Origin of the sequence: Thalassobius sp. MITS945101, assembly GCF_047123305.1 — a bacterium.
Classification (GTDB): Bacteria; Pseudomonadota; Alphaproteobacteria; order Rhodobacterales; family Rhodobacteraceae; genus Thalassobius.
Map to the genome: position 1 here is coordinate 1,537,930 of NZ_CP138918.1, position 14,312 is coordinate 1,552,241.

Consider the following 14,312-nt stretch of genomic DNA (forward strand, 5'->3'; position numbering starts at 1 on the left):
AAATCTGTCAGGCCGTAGTCCTACGGATCTTGAATTGTCTGACATTTAGGTGAACACTCCCCGGAATTGGCCAGAGGGGGTGCGGATGCAGTGGGATTATATCATCGTGGGGGCAGGCAGCGCAGGCTGTGTGCTGGCCAAACGTCTGGCGGATGCAAATAAGAAGGTCCTGTTGCTGGAGGCGGGGGGCTCCGACAGTTACCACTGGATCCATATCCCGATGGGCTACCTCTACTGTATCGGCAATCCGCGCACCGACTGGATGTTTAAAACCGCCGAAGAACCGGGGCTGAACGGTCGGTCGCTGATCTACCCGCGTGGCAAGGTATTGGGCGGCTGCTCTTCGATCAACGGGATGCTGTACCTGCGCGGGCAGGCGGCGGATTACGACGGCTGGCGGCAGGCGGGCAATGTCGGCTGGGGTTGGGACGATGTGCTGCCCTATTTCAAACGCTCCGAGGATTACGTTGACGGCGCCGATGACATGCACGGCGAAGGCGGCGAATGGCGGGTGGATCACCAGCGGCTGCAATGGGATGTGCTGGACGACTGGATGGAGGCCGCCAGCCAGGCCGGTCTGCCCAAGGTCACCGATTTCAACCGCGGTAACAACGAAGGGGTCGGCTACTTCAAGGTGAACCAGAAACGCGGCTGGCGGATGAACACAGCCAAGGCCTTTCTGCGCCGCACCAAAGGGCAAAGCCTGCGGGTGGAAACCCATGCCCATACCCGTCGGGTGATCCTGGAACAGGGCCGCGCGGTTGGGGTGGAGTATGAACAGAACGGTCAGGTGAAACAGGCCCGCGCCAGCGGCGAGGTGATCCTGTCGGCGGGGGCCATCGGCTCGCCGCAGATCCTGCAGCTGTCGGGCATTGGTCCGGGGGCGCTGTTGCAGGAACATGGCATTGCGGTGCAGCTGGAACAGCCACAGGTTGGCAGCAATCTGCAGGACCATCTGCAACTGCGCTGCGCCTGGAAGCTGGAGGGCGCCAAGACCCTGAACACAATGGCCAACAGCCTGATCGGTAAGGCTAAGATCGGGTTGGAGTATATGCTGAAAAGGTCCGGGCCAATGTCGATGGCGCCGTCACAGCTGGGCGCTTTCGCCAAATCACGCCCCGATCTGGAGACCCCGGATCTGGAGTTTCACGTGCAACCCCTGACGCTGGAAGCTTTTGGCCAGCCGTTGCATGATTTCCCGGCCATGACCGCCTCGGTCTGTAACCTGCGCCCCGAAAGCCGCGGCATGGTCGAGATCACCTCAAGCGATCCCAAGGCCACACCGAAGATCGCGCCCAACTACCTGTCCACCGAAGGCGACCGCGCAGTGGCGGCCAATTCGATCCGGCTGGCGCGGCGGGTGATGGAACAGGGCGCAATGGCGAAATACCGCCCCGAAGAGATGAAACCGGGCCTCACCGCGCAGAGCGAGGCAGGGCTGGCCGCCGCCGCAGGCGACATTGGCACCACGATCTTCCACCCCTCCGGCACGGTGCATATGGGCGCGGGCGACACGGCGCCACTGGATGCGCGGCTGCGGCTGCGCGGCGTTGACGGGCTGCGGGTGGTGGATTGTTCAGTGATGCCAACGATCACCTCGGGCAACACCAATTCCCCCACCATCATGATCGCCGAAAAAGCCAGCGATATGATTCTACAGGACGCCCGCTAGGCCCAACCCGCCCGCGACAAATCGCTGCGTCGCGGGTGGAGAGCGGCGGCTGATTTCTTCTTGGGTCAAATATCCAAATGGCCCCGCAGGGGCCGCCCCAGGCCTTTCGCAGCTTCCGATGCCCCATTCGAAATAACGGTGAACCGACAAAAGAAACCCCCGGCCGCACGGGGCGCCCGGGGGTTCTAACTTATCCGTTCAAAAGCTAGCAAAAGCCTTTGAGAAGAAGATCTTAGAGCAGACCTTCGCGCTGGGCTTTCTTGCGTGCCAGCTTGCGGGCACGACGTACGGCTTCAGCTTTCTCGCGCGCTTTTTTGACGGACGGCTTCTCGAAATGCTGCTTGAGCTTCATTTCACGGAAGACACCTTCGCGCTGGAGCTTTTTCTTCAGGGCGCGGAGCGCCTGATCGACGTTGTTGTCACGAACAGAAACCTGCATGTGGTTTTCACCACCTTTCTAGTTAAGTTGCATGAAGTTGCAGGAGGTGGTCCTTTAGCAAGGAAGCCTCTATTTGTCTAGGGGACCCCTGTTGAGGGCAAGCCAATGAAAAGGATGTGGGTGGATGACCGGTTCTGATGTGCCAAATCCCAAGGATCTGCTGCTGGATGCGGCGTTGATGCATGTGCCGTTTGACGGCTGGTCCGAGGCCACCTGGGAGGCCGTTTTGGCCGAGACTGATGTGAACCCCGTGGTGGCCACAGCTTTGTGCCCCCGCGGTGCGGTGGATCTGGCGGTGGCCTATCACCAGCGCGGCGATGCGGTGATGCTGGATCGCTTGGCGGCTGCGGATCTGGCAGAGATGCGGTTTCGCGACCGGATCGCTGCTGCCGTGCGGTTCCGGCTGGAGGCGGTTGAGGACAAAGAGCTGGTGCGCCGCGGCATGACGCTGTTTTCGCTGCCCAATCATGCCGGCGAAGGGGCGCGGCTGGTCTGGGGCACGGTGGATCAGATCTGGACGGCGCTGGGCGACAGTTCCGACGATGTGAATTGGTACACCAAACGGGCCACCCTGTCGGGGGTCTATAGTGCGACGCTGCTGTACTGGCTGGGCGATGACAGTGAAGACCACGTCGCCAGCTGGGAATTTTTGGACCGGCGGATCGAGAATGTGATGCAGTTCGAGAAACTGAAGGCCGATGTGCGCGGCAACAAGTTTCTGTCGGGCGTGCTGAAAGGGCCGATGGCCGTTCTGGACCGAATCAAAGCGCCTGCGGCAGCGCGGGGTGATCTGCCGGGCAGCCTGAACAACCGTTAATTTTACAGACATTTCACAGGGAGGGACCGCATGTCCGAGATGATGCGTGCCGTTGAGATTACCGAGGCCGGTGGCCCGGATGTGCTGAAACTCTGCCAGCGGCCGGTGCCCGTTGCGGCGCCGGGTCAGGTGGTGATCAAGGTGGCCTATGCCGGTGTGAACCGCCCCGATGCGTTGCAGCGGGCGGGCAAATATGCACCGCCGCCCAGTGCCAGTGATCTGCCGGGGCTGGAGGCCTCGGGGGAGATTGTGGCGCTGGGCGCTGGGGTCAGTGGCTGGTCTGTTGGCGATCAGGTTTGTGCCCTGCTGCCCGGTGGCGGTTACGCTGAATATGTCGCCACCCCGGCCGCCCATTGTCTGCCGGTGCCCAAGGGCATGGGGCTGAATGAGGCCGCCTGTCTGTGTGAGACCTATTACACCGTTTGGTCCAATGTGTTTCAGCGCGGCGGTCTGAAAGCCGGTGAGCGGTTTCTTATTCACGGTGGATCCTCGGGTATTGGCACAACCGCCATTCAGTTGGCGCGTGAATTTGGGGCGCGGGTTTTTGTCACCGTGGGCAATCAGGAGAAAGCGGCGGCCTGTGCGGCATTGGGCGCGGAGCGGACGATCAATTACAAAGAAGAGGATTTCGTTGAGGTGCTGCGCGCCGAAGGTGGGGCGGATTTGATCCTTGATATGGTGGGTGGTCTTTATATTCCGCGCAATGTTCGGGCTTTGGCGGATGACGGGCGTTTGGTGCAAATTGCGTTTCTGCAGGGGCCGAAAGTGGAATTGAATTTCGCTCAGGTAATGACCCGGCGTTTGACCATCACCGGATCCACTTTGCGGCCGCAAAGCGATCTGGCCAAGGCTAAGATTGCCGATGCGTTGCGGGCCGAGGTCTGGCCCTTGCTCGACAGTGGCAAGATCGCGCCGGTGATGGACAGCGAATTTCCATTGGCCGAGGCCAGCGCCGCCCATGCGCGGATGGAGAGCAGCGGTCACATCGGAAAGATCGTTTTAAACGTCGCAGGTTAAGCCGTATTTCGACGTTAGGGTAATTTTGGATAGGGCATTTCGATCATTGGTCGAAATGCCCCATTTCTTTGGCTTTTAATTATCTTGGTTAATTGATTGTTAATTCTTTTGCGGGCATAGCGGAGATACGCTCACTTAGAAAAATGGATTGAAACATGACTGATATTGATCTGAATGCCCTGTCTCTGGCGGAACTGAAATCTCTGGAGAAGAAAGTCACCAAGGCAATTGCCAGCTTTGAAGATCGCAAAAAGAAAGAGGCGCTTTCGGAATTGGAAGCAAAAGCCAAAGAGCTGGGCTATTCCCTGTCAGAGCTGACTGGTGGCAAAGCGCCGAAAGTGGCGGGCACACCGAAATATGCCAATCCCGATAATGCCGATCAGACCTGGACCGGTAAAGGACGCCGGCCCGATTGGTTTAATGCCGCGCTTGAGGCGGGCAAATCGCCGGAAGATCTGGCGATCTGAACCCCCCTTCATGATCCGGCTTAACGGATCGGATCAAACAGCGCGTCTGTCATGCGGCAGTCGCGCACCACATCCCGGCCGCAAGGCACTGGGGTGAGGTTCTTGGACAGGCAGACGCGGACCTCCTGGATGCGGTCGCGTTTGCAGGTCACGGTGACCATATCGGGCTCAAACCCGGGGTTGGCCTTGAGGAAGGCTTCCTCCACCACAGAGGCGGGCAGTTTTACCGACCGTTCCAGTTTGCGGAAGACGGCGGGACGGGTGATCTGGCCGTAGGCTTCGCGCGACAGTTCGTAATAGGCGCTGGCGGACAGGCCGGTGCAGGTGCCGTGTTTTTTCCACTGGTGCCACGCCAGCCCGGAGGAGCCCATGATGTCCACCATTTCATTGCTCATCCGGCGGCTGGGATGCGGTTCCACGGTGGGACAATAAGACGGCCAGCCCCGGTGAAACTGCGGCCACAGCCCATGCAGCACCCAGCCATAATCCGCGGCGGCGTCGCATTGTGGGGAATTGCGGGCGTCGCCTTCCAGTGCACACCACGTGGGTGACCAGCTGAGCGCCAGGACGTAGTAATCAAAGTCACCGGCCCGTTCGCCTTCGGCACGGGCACGGGCAGGGGCGGTGGTGAGGCTGAGCAAAAGGGCGGCAAAAGTGATCTGAGCCAAGCGGAAAAGGGCGAAACGCATTCTCTCTTTCCTTATCATCAATGAAGGACTATATAGGGGCCAAGTTCCCCCCAAAAGGTAACCGGTTCCGTAAAGGGACAGCCTGTTTCAGGCAACGGGGAAGTTGTAAGTTAAGGAGACATGCAATGTCCAAGCCGATTATGGCAAAAGCCACCGCTGTCTGGCTGATCGACAACACCACGATCAGCTTCAAACAGATTGCCGACTTTGTCGGTATGCATGAGCTGGAAATTCAGGGCATCGCCGATGGCGACGTGGCCCCCGGCGTGAAAGGGTTTGACCCGATCGCCAACAACCAGCTGACGCAGGACGACATCGACTCGGCGGAGAAAAACCCGCTGTTCAAGTTGAAGCTGAAGTTCAACGCCGCTGCGGTGGGCGAAGAAAAACGCCGCGGCCCGCGCTACACGCCGCTGTCGAAGCGTCAGGACCGTCCGGCCTCGATCTACTGGCTGGTGAAGTTTCACCCGGAACTGTCCGACGGTCAGATCAGCAAGTTGGTGGGCACCACCAAGCCGACCATTCAGGCGATCCGCGAGCGGACCCACTGGAACATCGCCAACATCACCCCGGTGGATCCGGTGGCGCTGGGCCTGTGTAAGCAGTCCGAGCTGGACTCGGCCGTGCAGAAAGCCGTTGCCAAGAAAGTCGCCGAGGGTGGCGTGATGAGCGACGACGAGCGCCGCAAGCTGGTGAGCACCGAACAGTCGCTGGCGATGGAAGAAGAAGCGCCGAAGATCCCAACCGCGATCGAAGGTCTGGAGACCTTTAGCCTGGGTGGCGACGACGAAGACGAAAAAGAAGAAGAGATCATCGACGCTGATAGCTTCTTCAACCTGCCTGGTGGCAGCGACGAGGAAGAACAGCCTTAACCTGCCGCTTTTGACCGTTCATGAATTGGAAACCCGGCCCGATGTGGCCGGGTTTTTCTTTGTGGCGGGCAATCCGGTAGACGGGCCGCATCGGTTCCCATAACTTGTCCCTCAGACGAATCCGCGGCCCCTCTTGAAAGGCGAACATGAGCGATACCGAAACCACAGCCTATCAGGTTCTGGCCCGTAAATACCGTCCGGAAACCTTCGTTGATCTGGTCGGTCAGGACGCGATGGTGCGCACGCTGAAAAATGCGTTTGAGGCGGACCGGATTGCGCAAGCCTTTGTGATGACAGGGATTCGTGGCATCGGCAAAACCACCACCGCGCGGATCATCGCCAAGGGCATGAACTGCATCGGGCTGGACGGGGAAGGCGGTCCCACAACGGAACCCTGCGGCCAGTGCGAACATTGCACCGCCATTATGGAAGGCCGCCACGTTGATGTGATGGAGATGGACGCGGCCTCGCGCACCGGCGTGGGGGACATCCGCGAAATCATCGACTCGGTCCATTATCGCGCGGCCTCGGCCCGTTATAAGATCTACATCATCGATGAGGTGCACATGCTGTCGACCAGCGCGTTCAACGCGCTGCTCAAAACGCTGGAAGAGCCGCCAGCCCATGTGAAATTTATCTTTGCGACCACCGAGATTCGCAAGGTGCCGGTCACCGTGCTCAGCCGGTGCCAGCGCTTTGACCTGCGCCGGATTGAGCCGGAGCAGATGATCGGCCTGTTGCGCAAAATCGCCTCGGCAGAAAACGCTGAGATCAGCGATGATGCGCTGGCGCTGATCACCCGGGCGGCGGAAGGCTCGGCGCGGGATGCGACTTCGCTGCTGGATCAGGCCATCAGTCACGGCGCGGGGGAAACCAACGCCGATCAGGTGCGGGCCATGCTGGGGCTGGCGGATCGCGGCCGGGTGCTGGACCTCTACGATATGATCATGAAGGGCGACGCCGGGGCGGCCTTGGCCGAGCTGGGCGCGCAATATGCCGATGGGGCGGACCCGATGGCGGTGCTGCGCGATCTGGCCGAGATCACCCATTGGATATCCGTGGTGAAGATCACACCCGAAGCGGCGGAAGATCCCACCGTCAGCCCCGATGAACGGGCGCGCGGGCAGGCGATGGCCGAGGCCCTGCCGATGCGGTCGATGACGCGGATGTGGCAGATGCTGCTGAAGGCGCTGGATGAGGTGGCCAGTGCGCCAAATGCCATGATGGCGGCGGAAATGGCGGTGATCCGGCTGACCCATGTGGCCGATCTGCCAAGTCCCGAAGATCTGGTGAAGAAGCTGAAAGACGCAACGCCACAACCCATGCCGGCTGGTGGCCCCGTAGGTGGGCCGGGTGGTGGCGCCTCGATGGGATCTGGTGGCTACGGCGGTGCGCCACAGGGCGGTATGGCACAGGGTGGCGTGACGCAGGCGCAGGGAATGCCAGCGGGCGGACCCTCTGGCAGCAACGGTGGCCCGCAGGCGATGCTGGCGGGAGAGGTGCAGGCGGCACTGGCGCGCTATCCGACCTTTGACCATGTGATCGAGCTGATCCGCGAAAACCGTGATATGCAGCTGTTGGTGCAGGTGGAAACCTATCTGCGGCTGGCCGCCTATCAGCCCGGTCGGATCGAATATCAGCCAACGGATAAGGCGCCGCATGATCTGGCGGCGCGGCTGGGGCAGGCTTTGCAGCGCTGGACCGGTAACCGCTGGACCGTGACCCTTGTGAATGAGGGCGGCGGCGAAACCATTGACGAAAAACGCAATGCCAAGCTGAACGCGCTGAAGGCCGAAGCTGAGGCGCATCCGATGCTACAGGCGATCCGCGCGGCTTTCCCCCGGTCTAAGATCACCAAGATCCGCACCCCTGAGGAATTGGCGGCGCAGGCGCAGGAAGATGCGCTGCAAGAGGTTGAGGACGAATGGGATCCCTTCGAGGAGGAGTGATCCATGCCCTCTGACAACCGCCGCGCCCGCCGGTTTTTGCAAGTGGATGTGTTTTCCGATCAACCGACACAGGGCAATGGTCTGGCGGTGGTTGTCGATGCCGAGGGGCTGAGCACGGCGCAGATGCAGGCCTTTGCGGTCTGGACCAATTTGGCAGAGACCACGTTTCTGTTGCCCTCCGAAGATCCGGCGGCGGACTATCGGGTGCGGATTTTCACCCCCACCAAGGAGATGTTGTTTGCCGGTCATCCGACCCTGGGCAGCTGCATGAGCTGGTTGCATTGTGGCGGCACACCGCGCCGTGCGGGTGTGGTGGTGCAGGATTGCGCGATTGGGCTGGTGGAGATCGACGTCAGCGGGGCGGAACCTGCCTTTGTGGCGCCGCCCACTGCGATCCGGCCAATGAAGGCCGCGCAGCGGGACAGGTTGCAGGCAGCGATGCAACTGTATGCGGCCGCAGTGAAACAGGTGATCTGTCTGGACAACGGGCCCAAGTGGGATCTGTTTGAACTGCACAGCGCGGCAGCGGTGCTGGCGGTGGATGCTTCCTTGGTTTCTTCGAAGGAACACAACGGTTTGGCGCTGATCGGTGCACATCCTGACGGGACCGAATGTGCCTATGAGGTACGCAATATTGCGCCTTCCAGCGGCATGATCGAGGATCCGATCACCGGGTCGCTTAACGCGGCGATTGCCCATTGGCTGGCCGCAGAGGGACGTTTGCCTGCTGAGATGACGGTGGCGCAGGGCACTGCGATCCGCCGCGCGGGCCGGGTGCGTTATGTCCGTGGGGCGGCGGACCCGAGGCAGGTGCTGATTGGCGGCGCGGTCAATGTGTTGATCGACGGGCAGGTGACGCTCTGACTTCGGGCCAGAGGGTCTATTCGCCGAACTTGAGTTTGATGCCGAAGCCATGCGGGGAGAGAACCAGCCCACCCCGTTCATTTTCCAGCGACAGCTCCAGCGCGTTCATCAGCGGCCTCTCATATTCATGGCCCATGTGGCGCAGGGTGATGTGGCGTTGTTCAAAGGCCAGTTTGGCGCTGAGTTCGTTTTTGGTTTTGTTGCGGCAGCTGAAATCGGCGGTGGTGCCAGCGGATTTGCAGAGCTTTTTCTGATTGTAAGACACGTAACGTGGATGGGCGCGGCAGGTTGGGCCGGGGGCGTTGACGCAGACATTGCCTTTGTCGGCTTCGAGAATGCAGCAGGCATCAGCGGCGGCTGGGCCGGTGGGGCCGAACACAAGGGCAACGGTGATTAGGGCGAGTCGTCTCATCTTGGTCCCCTTTAAGTGGTTTCAGATCGAAATTCTTTGGGTGCAAGTGGTGAAGAGGGGGTCAATATACCAGACTCTGCGCCGTTATTGAAATCAGGCGGGGGCGGCAGGGATGTGCCCTTGTCGCAACGCCCCACAGACCGTATCTAATGCGGCAACAACATTTAGGAGATTCCCCCATGCTGAAAGGCCTCGGCGGTCTTGGCGATATGGCCAAGATGATGAAAAAAGCACAGGAAATGCAGGGCAAGGTTGCCGAGCTGCAAGAAGAGCTGGAGAACCTGACCGTGACGGGTGAATCTGGCGCCGGTCTGGTCAAGGCCAGCTGTACTGCCAAAGGTGTGCTGAACGGACTTGATATTGATCCGTCGATTTTCCACCCCGATGAGAAAGAAGTGGTGGAGGATCTGATCCTGGCCGCGATCAAAGACGCTCAGACCAAAGCCAGCGCCAAGGCGCAGGAAGAGATGTCGAAATTGACCGAGGGTCTGGGTCTGCCGGCGGATGTGAAACTGCCGTTCTGATTTGAAATCTCAGATGAATCTCGAAAGGGTCCGCCGGGGTGCGGGCCCTTTTTTCGTGGCGGGCGGATGGTGGCTGCAATCGGCTCTGTTCTTCTGTTGTTCTCCGTCGTATCCTTGCCCGCATGAGTGATCACGCCCCCAAAGATATCGACAATCTGATTGAGCTTCTGGCGAAATTGCCCGGGCTTGGCCCGCGGTCAGCACGGCGGGCGGTGTTGCATATGATCCGCAAGCGGGCGCTGTTGCTGACGCCGTTGGCAGACCAGATGCAGCGGGTGGCTGAAACCGCGCGGGAATGTCTGAACTGCGGCAATATCGGCACGGCGGATGTCTGTGATATCTGCGCCAGTGAGAAACGCGGCAACGGCATCCTGTGTGTGGTGGAGGATGTGGCCGACCTCTGGGCGATGGAGCGGGCGGCAGTGTTCAAGGGGCGCTATCACGTGCTGGGCGGCACCCTGTCGGCGCTGGATGCGGTGGGGCCGGAGGAGCTGCGTATCCCACAGCTGCTGGATCGGGTGAAGGCGGAAGGGGTGAGCGAGGTTATTCTAGCGCTCAATGCCACCGTCGATGGCCAGACCACAGCGCATTACATTGCCGACCAGCTGGAGGGGCAGGTGCGGCTGACCTCGCTGGCGCAGGGCGTGCCGATCGGGGGGGAGCTGGATTACCTCGACGAGGGCACGATTTCGGCAGCTCTCAGCGCGCGGCGGCAGTTGTGACCGGTTGATCTGGTTGTGGTTGCCCCTCTGTGGGCTGGTGTGGAGGGGCGTTGCCCCTCTGGGGTCAAAATGGGATTTTGCCCCCATTCACCCCCGGATATTTGCACCAAGAAGAAAGCGCGTTTGAGGCTGTCGCTAGGCGTTGAGTGTCTCTTGGGCCCAGGGCGGTATCGGCTGGTTGGTGGCGACCAAGGCGCCGAGCCGGCCCAGTTCATCGCTGCATTTGGCGCCGCGCCCGCTGCCGCCGGTGGCAGTGGCGATATGTTTGCTGAGGCGTTTGATGGCGGGGCCGTTGCTGTTGGTGAAACTGGTCAGACAGGGGGCTATCTTGAGGTTGTTAACCTTCAGATCGGGCATGCGTTCGCGCAGGAGGGTTTCCAGAAAACCACCAACCTCGGGATCGCCGCCGCTGCGGAACCAGGCGCGGCGGGCGTCTTCGTCTGGCAGTAAGCTGTCTTCGGGATCGCCGCCGATTTTCACATAGGTGCGTCCATCTGGGTACCGCACGGGCGGCAACAGGTAGGGATCCTTGCCCGGTTCATACCAGATCAGCGGCGGCATATCGCGCAGGCGGGTCTGTTCGGCGGTGTCGATCTCGGCCAGGAGGACGGTACGGGCATAAGTCTGAAGTGGAATTGGATCGGGCAGGATGGCATTGCTAAAGCCACCGGCGGCGACCAGCACCTGCGCGGCGGCGAGATGGCCGGCGGTGCTGTCGATCTCGACGCCTTCAGCGGTTTCGCTGAGGCGGGTGACCGTGGCGGTGATGACATGCACGCCGAGTTTCTGCGCCACCACGTTTTGCGCCCGCACCATCAGGCGCGGGTTGATGTAGCCGGCGCTGCGCGGTTCAAACAGGCCCAGCGTGTCGCGCGGGAAATGCAGGTAAGGGAAGCGCCGTTCCAGCGTGAGGCCGCGCAGGGTCTCGCAGTGGATATTGTCGCGCACCGCGCCTTTTTCGGCCTGCAACAGCGCCGGGTTCCGGTCACCGCCCGCCATCAACAGGCCGCAGTCGGTGAAGAAGCGCAGGCCGCTGTCGCGTTCGAGGGCAGCGTAGCGGGCGATGCTGTCGCGGCTGACGCGGCTCCAGAACGGGTAAGGGTCGAGGGCGCGGGTGATGCGGGCTTCGTCGTAGTGGCTGGCGAAGACGCCGGTGTGGCTGCTGTAGTCACTGGGTTCATCGGGGCCGATGAGCAGCACCTGATGTCCCATCAAAGCCAGATGCCGTGCGGCGGCGCTGCCGATCATGCCGCGTCCGATCACTGCGATGACCATTGTCGCCTCCGTCTCTGTTCTGATTTCCGCGTTCTGTGACAGCAGCTTGGCGGCTTGGGCCGGGAAAGGGAAGGGTGGAAGATGCGGCACCTTGTCATTGGCAGATGGCTGCGCTAGCGTCAGGCCAAGGCCGGTCAGGGACGGCCCCCAGGTTCGCGGAAAGCGCCGGCGCATCCCCTTCATATCGATTGAAAACCGAGCTTCGGATTTTCCTGCCCGTTTTAGCGAACCGATGGGCCTGTGTCAGGAGAAACCGATGACGATGTCACGTGACACTCTTTCTTTGGATAAACTGCGTCGGGCGGCAAAGGCTCTGCGCAAGGGGTACCTTGCGGGTGAACCCCATGCTTTTGAACGCTTGCGTGTCCATGCACCGCGGTCTGATGGGGCGGAGCTGCGCCATGCCGATTATCTGCATGTGATTGCACGCGAGCAGAATTTTGCGTCTTGGCCGGCGTTGAAACTGGCGGCAGAAACCGTCGGGCTGGACCGTGCCGGGCGGCAGCAGCGGTTGAAGATTGCCCTGGCGCATGGGCAGATCGAGGTGGTTCAGCACCTGTTGGCAGAGACGCCGGATCTGGCCGAGGGGCTCTTGGGCTGTGCCATTGCGCTATACGATCTGGAGGCGGTGAAGGCGGCGCTGTGGGAGGATCCCAAGGCGGCGGTGACACTGCTGGGCCCGCGTTCGCCGATGGTGCATCTGTGTTTTTCCAAGATGATCCATGCCCTGCCGGAGCGGCGGGCGGATATGTTGGAGATTGCGGCACTTCTGCAGGCCAATGGCGCAGATGTGAACGATGCTTTGGCTGGGCCGGAGGGGCACGGGTTGTCGGTGCTTTATGGCGCTTTGGGCCATGCAAACAACATGGTTCTGGCGCAGTGGCTGCTGGATCAGGGTGCGGACCCGAATGATGGCGAGAGCCTCTATCACTCGGTTGAGCTGGGTCATACCCGTGGGTTGGAGATGTTGCTGAAGGCCGGAGCCGACCCGAAAGGCACCAATGCGCTGCTCAGGGCGCTGGATTTCAACGATCACGGGGCAGTGGCGATGCTGCTGGCGGCGGGGGCGGATGTCAGCGAGTTTGCGGCAGAGCCGGTGGGTGGCGAGGCGCCTTGGGTCATTCCGGCGCTGCATCAGGCGGCGCGGCGGATGTGTGACCGGCGGATGGTGGACCTGTTGTTGGCGGCGGGTGCGGATCCGGCGGAGGAGTATGAAGGCGCCAGCGCCTATGGTTATGCCAAGGTCTTTGGCAATGCGGATCTGGTGGCGGCGATTGAGGCGCTGGGGGCGCCGGCGTTGCATGGGCAGGAGGCGCTGCTGGTTGAGGCGGCGGCAGGGCGGGTGCCTGCGGGGCAATATCTCGACCCCGCCAAACTGCCCGAGGCCTATCGCAATCTACTGCACAATCTGATCGGCGTGGCGGGCAAGCTAGACCATATCAAGGCGCTGGTGGCGCTGGGGATGGCGTTTGACCAACCAGACGGGCAGGGGCTGACGCCGGTGCAACTGGCCGGTTGGGAAGGGTTGCCTGAGGTGATGGTGTATTTCCTGAGCCAGAAGCCGGACCTGAGCCATGTGAACAACTACGGCGGCACGCTGCTGTCGACGATCATCCACGGCTCTGAAAATTGCCCCAACCGCGAGGGCCGCGATCATCTGGCCTGCCTGGAACTGGCCTTGACCCATGGGGTGGCGCTGCCGCGGCAGGCGATTGAGCTGGCGGGGCGGGGGGATGTCAGCGACTTCCTGCGCCATTGGGGCGAGACATACCCGGGGCAGCTGGTCGAGGGCGGCTTGGGCTGATCCGTCATCGCTTGGGTGTAGACAAAAGCCAGTGGCGCTGTGGTATTCCCGCCATGATGCCACTGGAATCCCCCGCGCCCAGGGGCTTGGCGCTTGCGCGGAGGCGCTTTGGCTCTAGTCTTCAAAGGAATTCTGGATTGGGTGAAGGCCTGTTGCGGGGCCAGCGTGGCGGTTTTGACCGTGGGGAATTACACGTGTGGCCTGTGGTTTTGCCCAATCGTGCTGCTTTGAGATTTGAGAGACCATGTCGGATTTTGTTTTGCATGCCATGACCGTTGGCGGCGGTATTCTGGCGCTCTGCCCGCTGCCGGGGCGGGGGGGCGACTATGCGGCGGATCTGGAGCATCTGAAGGAATGGAAACCCTCGCTGCTGATCTCTTTGGTCACGGATGTGGAATTTGTGGCGGCGAAGGTCACCACATTGGGGCAGGACCTGCAGGATGCGGGCAGTCGCTGGTGTCATTTGCCGATCGAAGATTACGGCCTGCCGGATGCGGATTTTCTGGAACAATGGCCTGAGGTCAGCAAAGCGGCGCTGGCGGCGCTGAACGGCGGCGGCCGGGTGCTGGTCCATTGCAAGGGCGGCTGTGGCCGTTCCGGCATGGTGGTGATGCGGCTGATGGTGGAGTCCGGTGAGCGGCCGGATGCGGCGCTGGAACGGTTGCGCACGGCGCGGCCCTGCGCGATTGAGACCGACGATCAGATGCATTGGGCCCGCACGGGGCGGTTGCCAAAGGGCTGAGGCTGGCACGTGGTCCGGGCTGTTGTTTGAGGGGCGCTGCCCCTCGC

The 14,312-nt window shown here is 61.4% G+C and carries 15 protein-coding genes; 11 read left to right on the forward strand and 4 right to left on the reverse strand.

The features are described from left to right. The first annotated feature begins 85 nt into the window (after positions 1-85). The gene (locus SIC14_RS07720) at positions 86-1,672 is read left to right on the forward strand and encodes a GMC family oxidoreductase (protein WP_412565243.1); all 1,587 of its coding nucleotides are present in this window, start codon (positions 86-88) and stop codon (positions 1,670-1,672) included. 232 nt (positions 1,673-1,904) lie between these two features. Here the strand turns inward: SIC14_RS07720 and rpsU are convergent, their stop codons facing one another. Beyond that, positions 1,905-2,111: a 30S ribosomal protein S21 gene (gene rpsU / locus SIC14_RS07725; protein ID WP_043871123.1), complete on the reverse strand. Its 207-nt coding sequence runs from the start codon at positions 2,109-2,111 to the stop codon at positions 1,905-1,907. 124 nt (positions 2,112-2,235) lie between these two features. On the opposite strand from rpsU, the gene SIC14_RS07730 reads away from it, so the two are divergent. From SIC14_RS07730 to SIC14_RS07740, 3 genes are all read left to right on the forward strand, one after another. Continuing rightward, complete coding sequence (locus SIC14_RS07730) at positions 2,236-2,928, forward strand: COQ9 family protein (protein WP_412565244.1); 693 nt, start codon at positions 2,236-2,238, stop codon at positions 2,926-2,928. 30 nt (positions 2,929-2,958) lie between these two features. Further along, positions 2,959-3,945 (forward strand): NAD(P)H-quinone oxidoreductase, encoded by a 987-nt coding sequence (locus SIC14_RS07735; protein ID WP_412565245.1) that lies wholly within the window; start codon positions 2,959-2,961, stop codon positions 3,943-3,945. Positions 3,946-4,100: 155 nt separating this feature from the next. Further along, positions 4,101-4,412, forward strand: coding sequence for an H-NS family nucleoid-associated regulatory protein (locus SIC14_RS07740; protein ID WP_412565246.1), 312 nt, complete (start codon positions 4,101-4,103; stop codon positions 4,410-4,412). A 20-nt stretch (positions 4,413-4,432) separates the two neighbouring features. On the opposite strand, the gene SIC14_RS07745 is transcribed toward SIC14_RS07740, so the two are convergent. Beyond that, complete coding sequence (locus tag SIC14_RS07745) at positions 4,433-5,101, reverse strand: ribonuclease T2 family protein (RefSeq protein WP_412565247.1); 669 nt, start codon at positions 5,099-5,101, stop codon at positions 4,433-4,435. Between the two features lie 125 nt (positions 5,102-5,226). Here SIC14_RS07745 and SIC14_RS07750 point away from each other — a divergent pair, with 125 nt between their 5' ends. The 3 genes from SIC14_RS07750 (at position 5,227) to SIC14_RS07760 (ending at position 8,786) form a co-directional block, all read left to right on the forward strand. Continuing rightward, a complete protein-coding gene (locus SIC14_RS07750) occupies positions 5,227-5,973 on the forward strand; it encodes a DUF1013 domain-containing protein (protein ID WP_412565248.1) in 747 nt (248 codons plus the stop codon). A 146-nt stretch (positions 5,974-6,119) separates the two neighbouring features. Next, positions 6,120-7,922: a DNA polymerase III subunit gamma/tau gene (locus SIC14_RS07755; protein ID WP_412565249.1), complete on the forward strand. Its 1,803-nt coding sequence runs from the start codon at positions 6,120-6,122 to the stop codon at positions 7,920-7,922. Between the two features lie 3 nt (positions 7,923-7,925). Continuing rightward, positions 7,926-8,786 (forward strand): PhzF family phenazine biosynthesis protein, encoded by an 861-nt coding sequence (locus SIC14_RS07760; protein WP_412565250.1) that lies wholly within the window; start codon positions 7,926-7,928, stop codon positions 8,784-8,786. A 16-nt stretch (positions 8,787-8,802) separates the two neighbouring features. Here the strand turns inward: SIC14_RS07760 and SIC14_RS07765 are convergent, their stop codons facing one another. Beyond that, positions 8,803-9,198, reverse strand: a complete 396-nt coding sequence (locus SIC14_RS07765) for a hypothetical protein (RefSeq protein WP_412565251.1) — start codon at positions 9,196-9,198, stop codon at positions 8,803-8,805. 179 nt (positions 9,199-9,377) lie between these two features. Between SIC14_RS07765 and SIC14_RS07770 the strand changes: the two genes are divergently transcribed. Continuing rightward, positions 9,378-9,722 carry a YbaB/EbfC family nucleoid-associated protein gene (locus SIC14_RS07770; protein WP_412565252.1) on the forward strand — a complete coding sequence of 115 codons (345 nt, stop codon included), beginning with the start codon at positions 9,378-9,380 and terminating at the stop codon, positions 9,720-9,722. Positions 9,723-9,844: 122 nt separating this feature from the next. After that, positions 9,845-10,444, forward strand: a complete 600-nt coding sequence (recR, locus tag SIC14_RS07775; protein ID WP_412565253.1) for a recombination mediator RecR — start codon at positions 9,845-9,847, stop codon at positions 10,442-10,444. A 135-nt stretch (positions 10,445-10,579) separates the two neighbouring features. On the opposite strand, the gene SIC14_RS07780 is transcribed toward recR, so the two are convergent. After that, positions 10,580-11,719, reverse strand: a complete 1,140-nt coding sequence (locus SIC14_RS07780; RefSeq protein ID WP_412565254.1) for an FAD-dependent oxidoreductase — start codon at positions 11,717-11,719, stop codon at positions 10,580-10,582. A gap of 256 nt (positions 11,720-11,975) precedes the next feature. Here SIC14_RS07780 and SIC14_RS07785 point away from each other — a divergent pair, with 256 nt between their 5' ends. Both SIC14_RS07785 and SIC14_RS07790 read left to right on the forward strand, forming a co-directional pair. After that, complete coding sequence (locus tag SIC14_RS07785; RefSeq protein ID WP_412565255.1) at positions 11,976-13,523, forward strand: ankyrin repeat domain-containing protein; 1,548 nt, start codon at positions 11,976-11,978, stop codon at positions 13,521-13,523. 244 nt (positions 13,524-13,767) lie between these two features. Beyond that, a complete protein-coding gene (locus SIC14_RS07790) occupies positions 13,768-14,265 on the forward strand; it encodes a dual specificity protein phosphatase family protein (RefSeq protein ID WP_412565256.1) in 498 nt (165 codons plus the stop codon). Positions 14,266-14,312 lie beyond the last annotated feature (47 nt).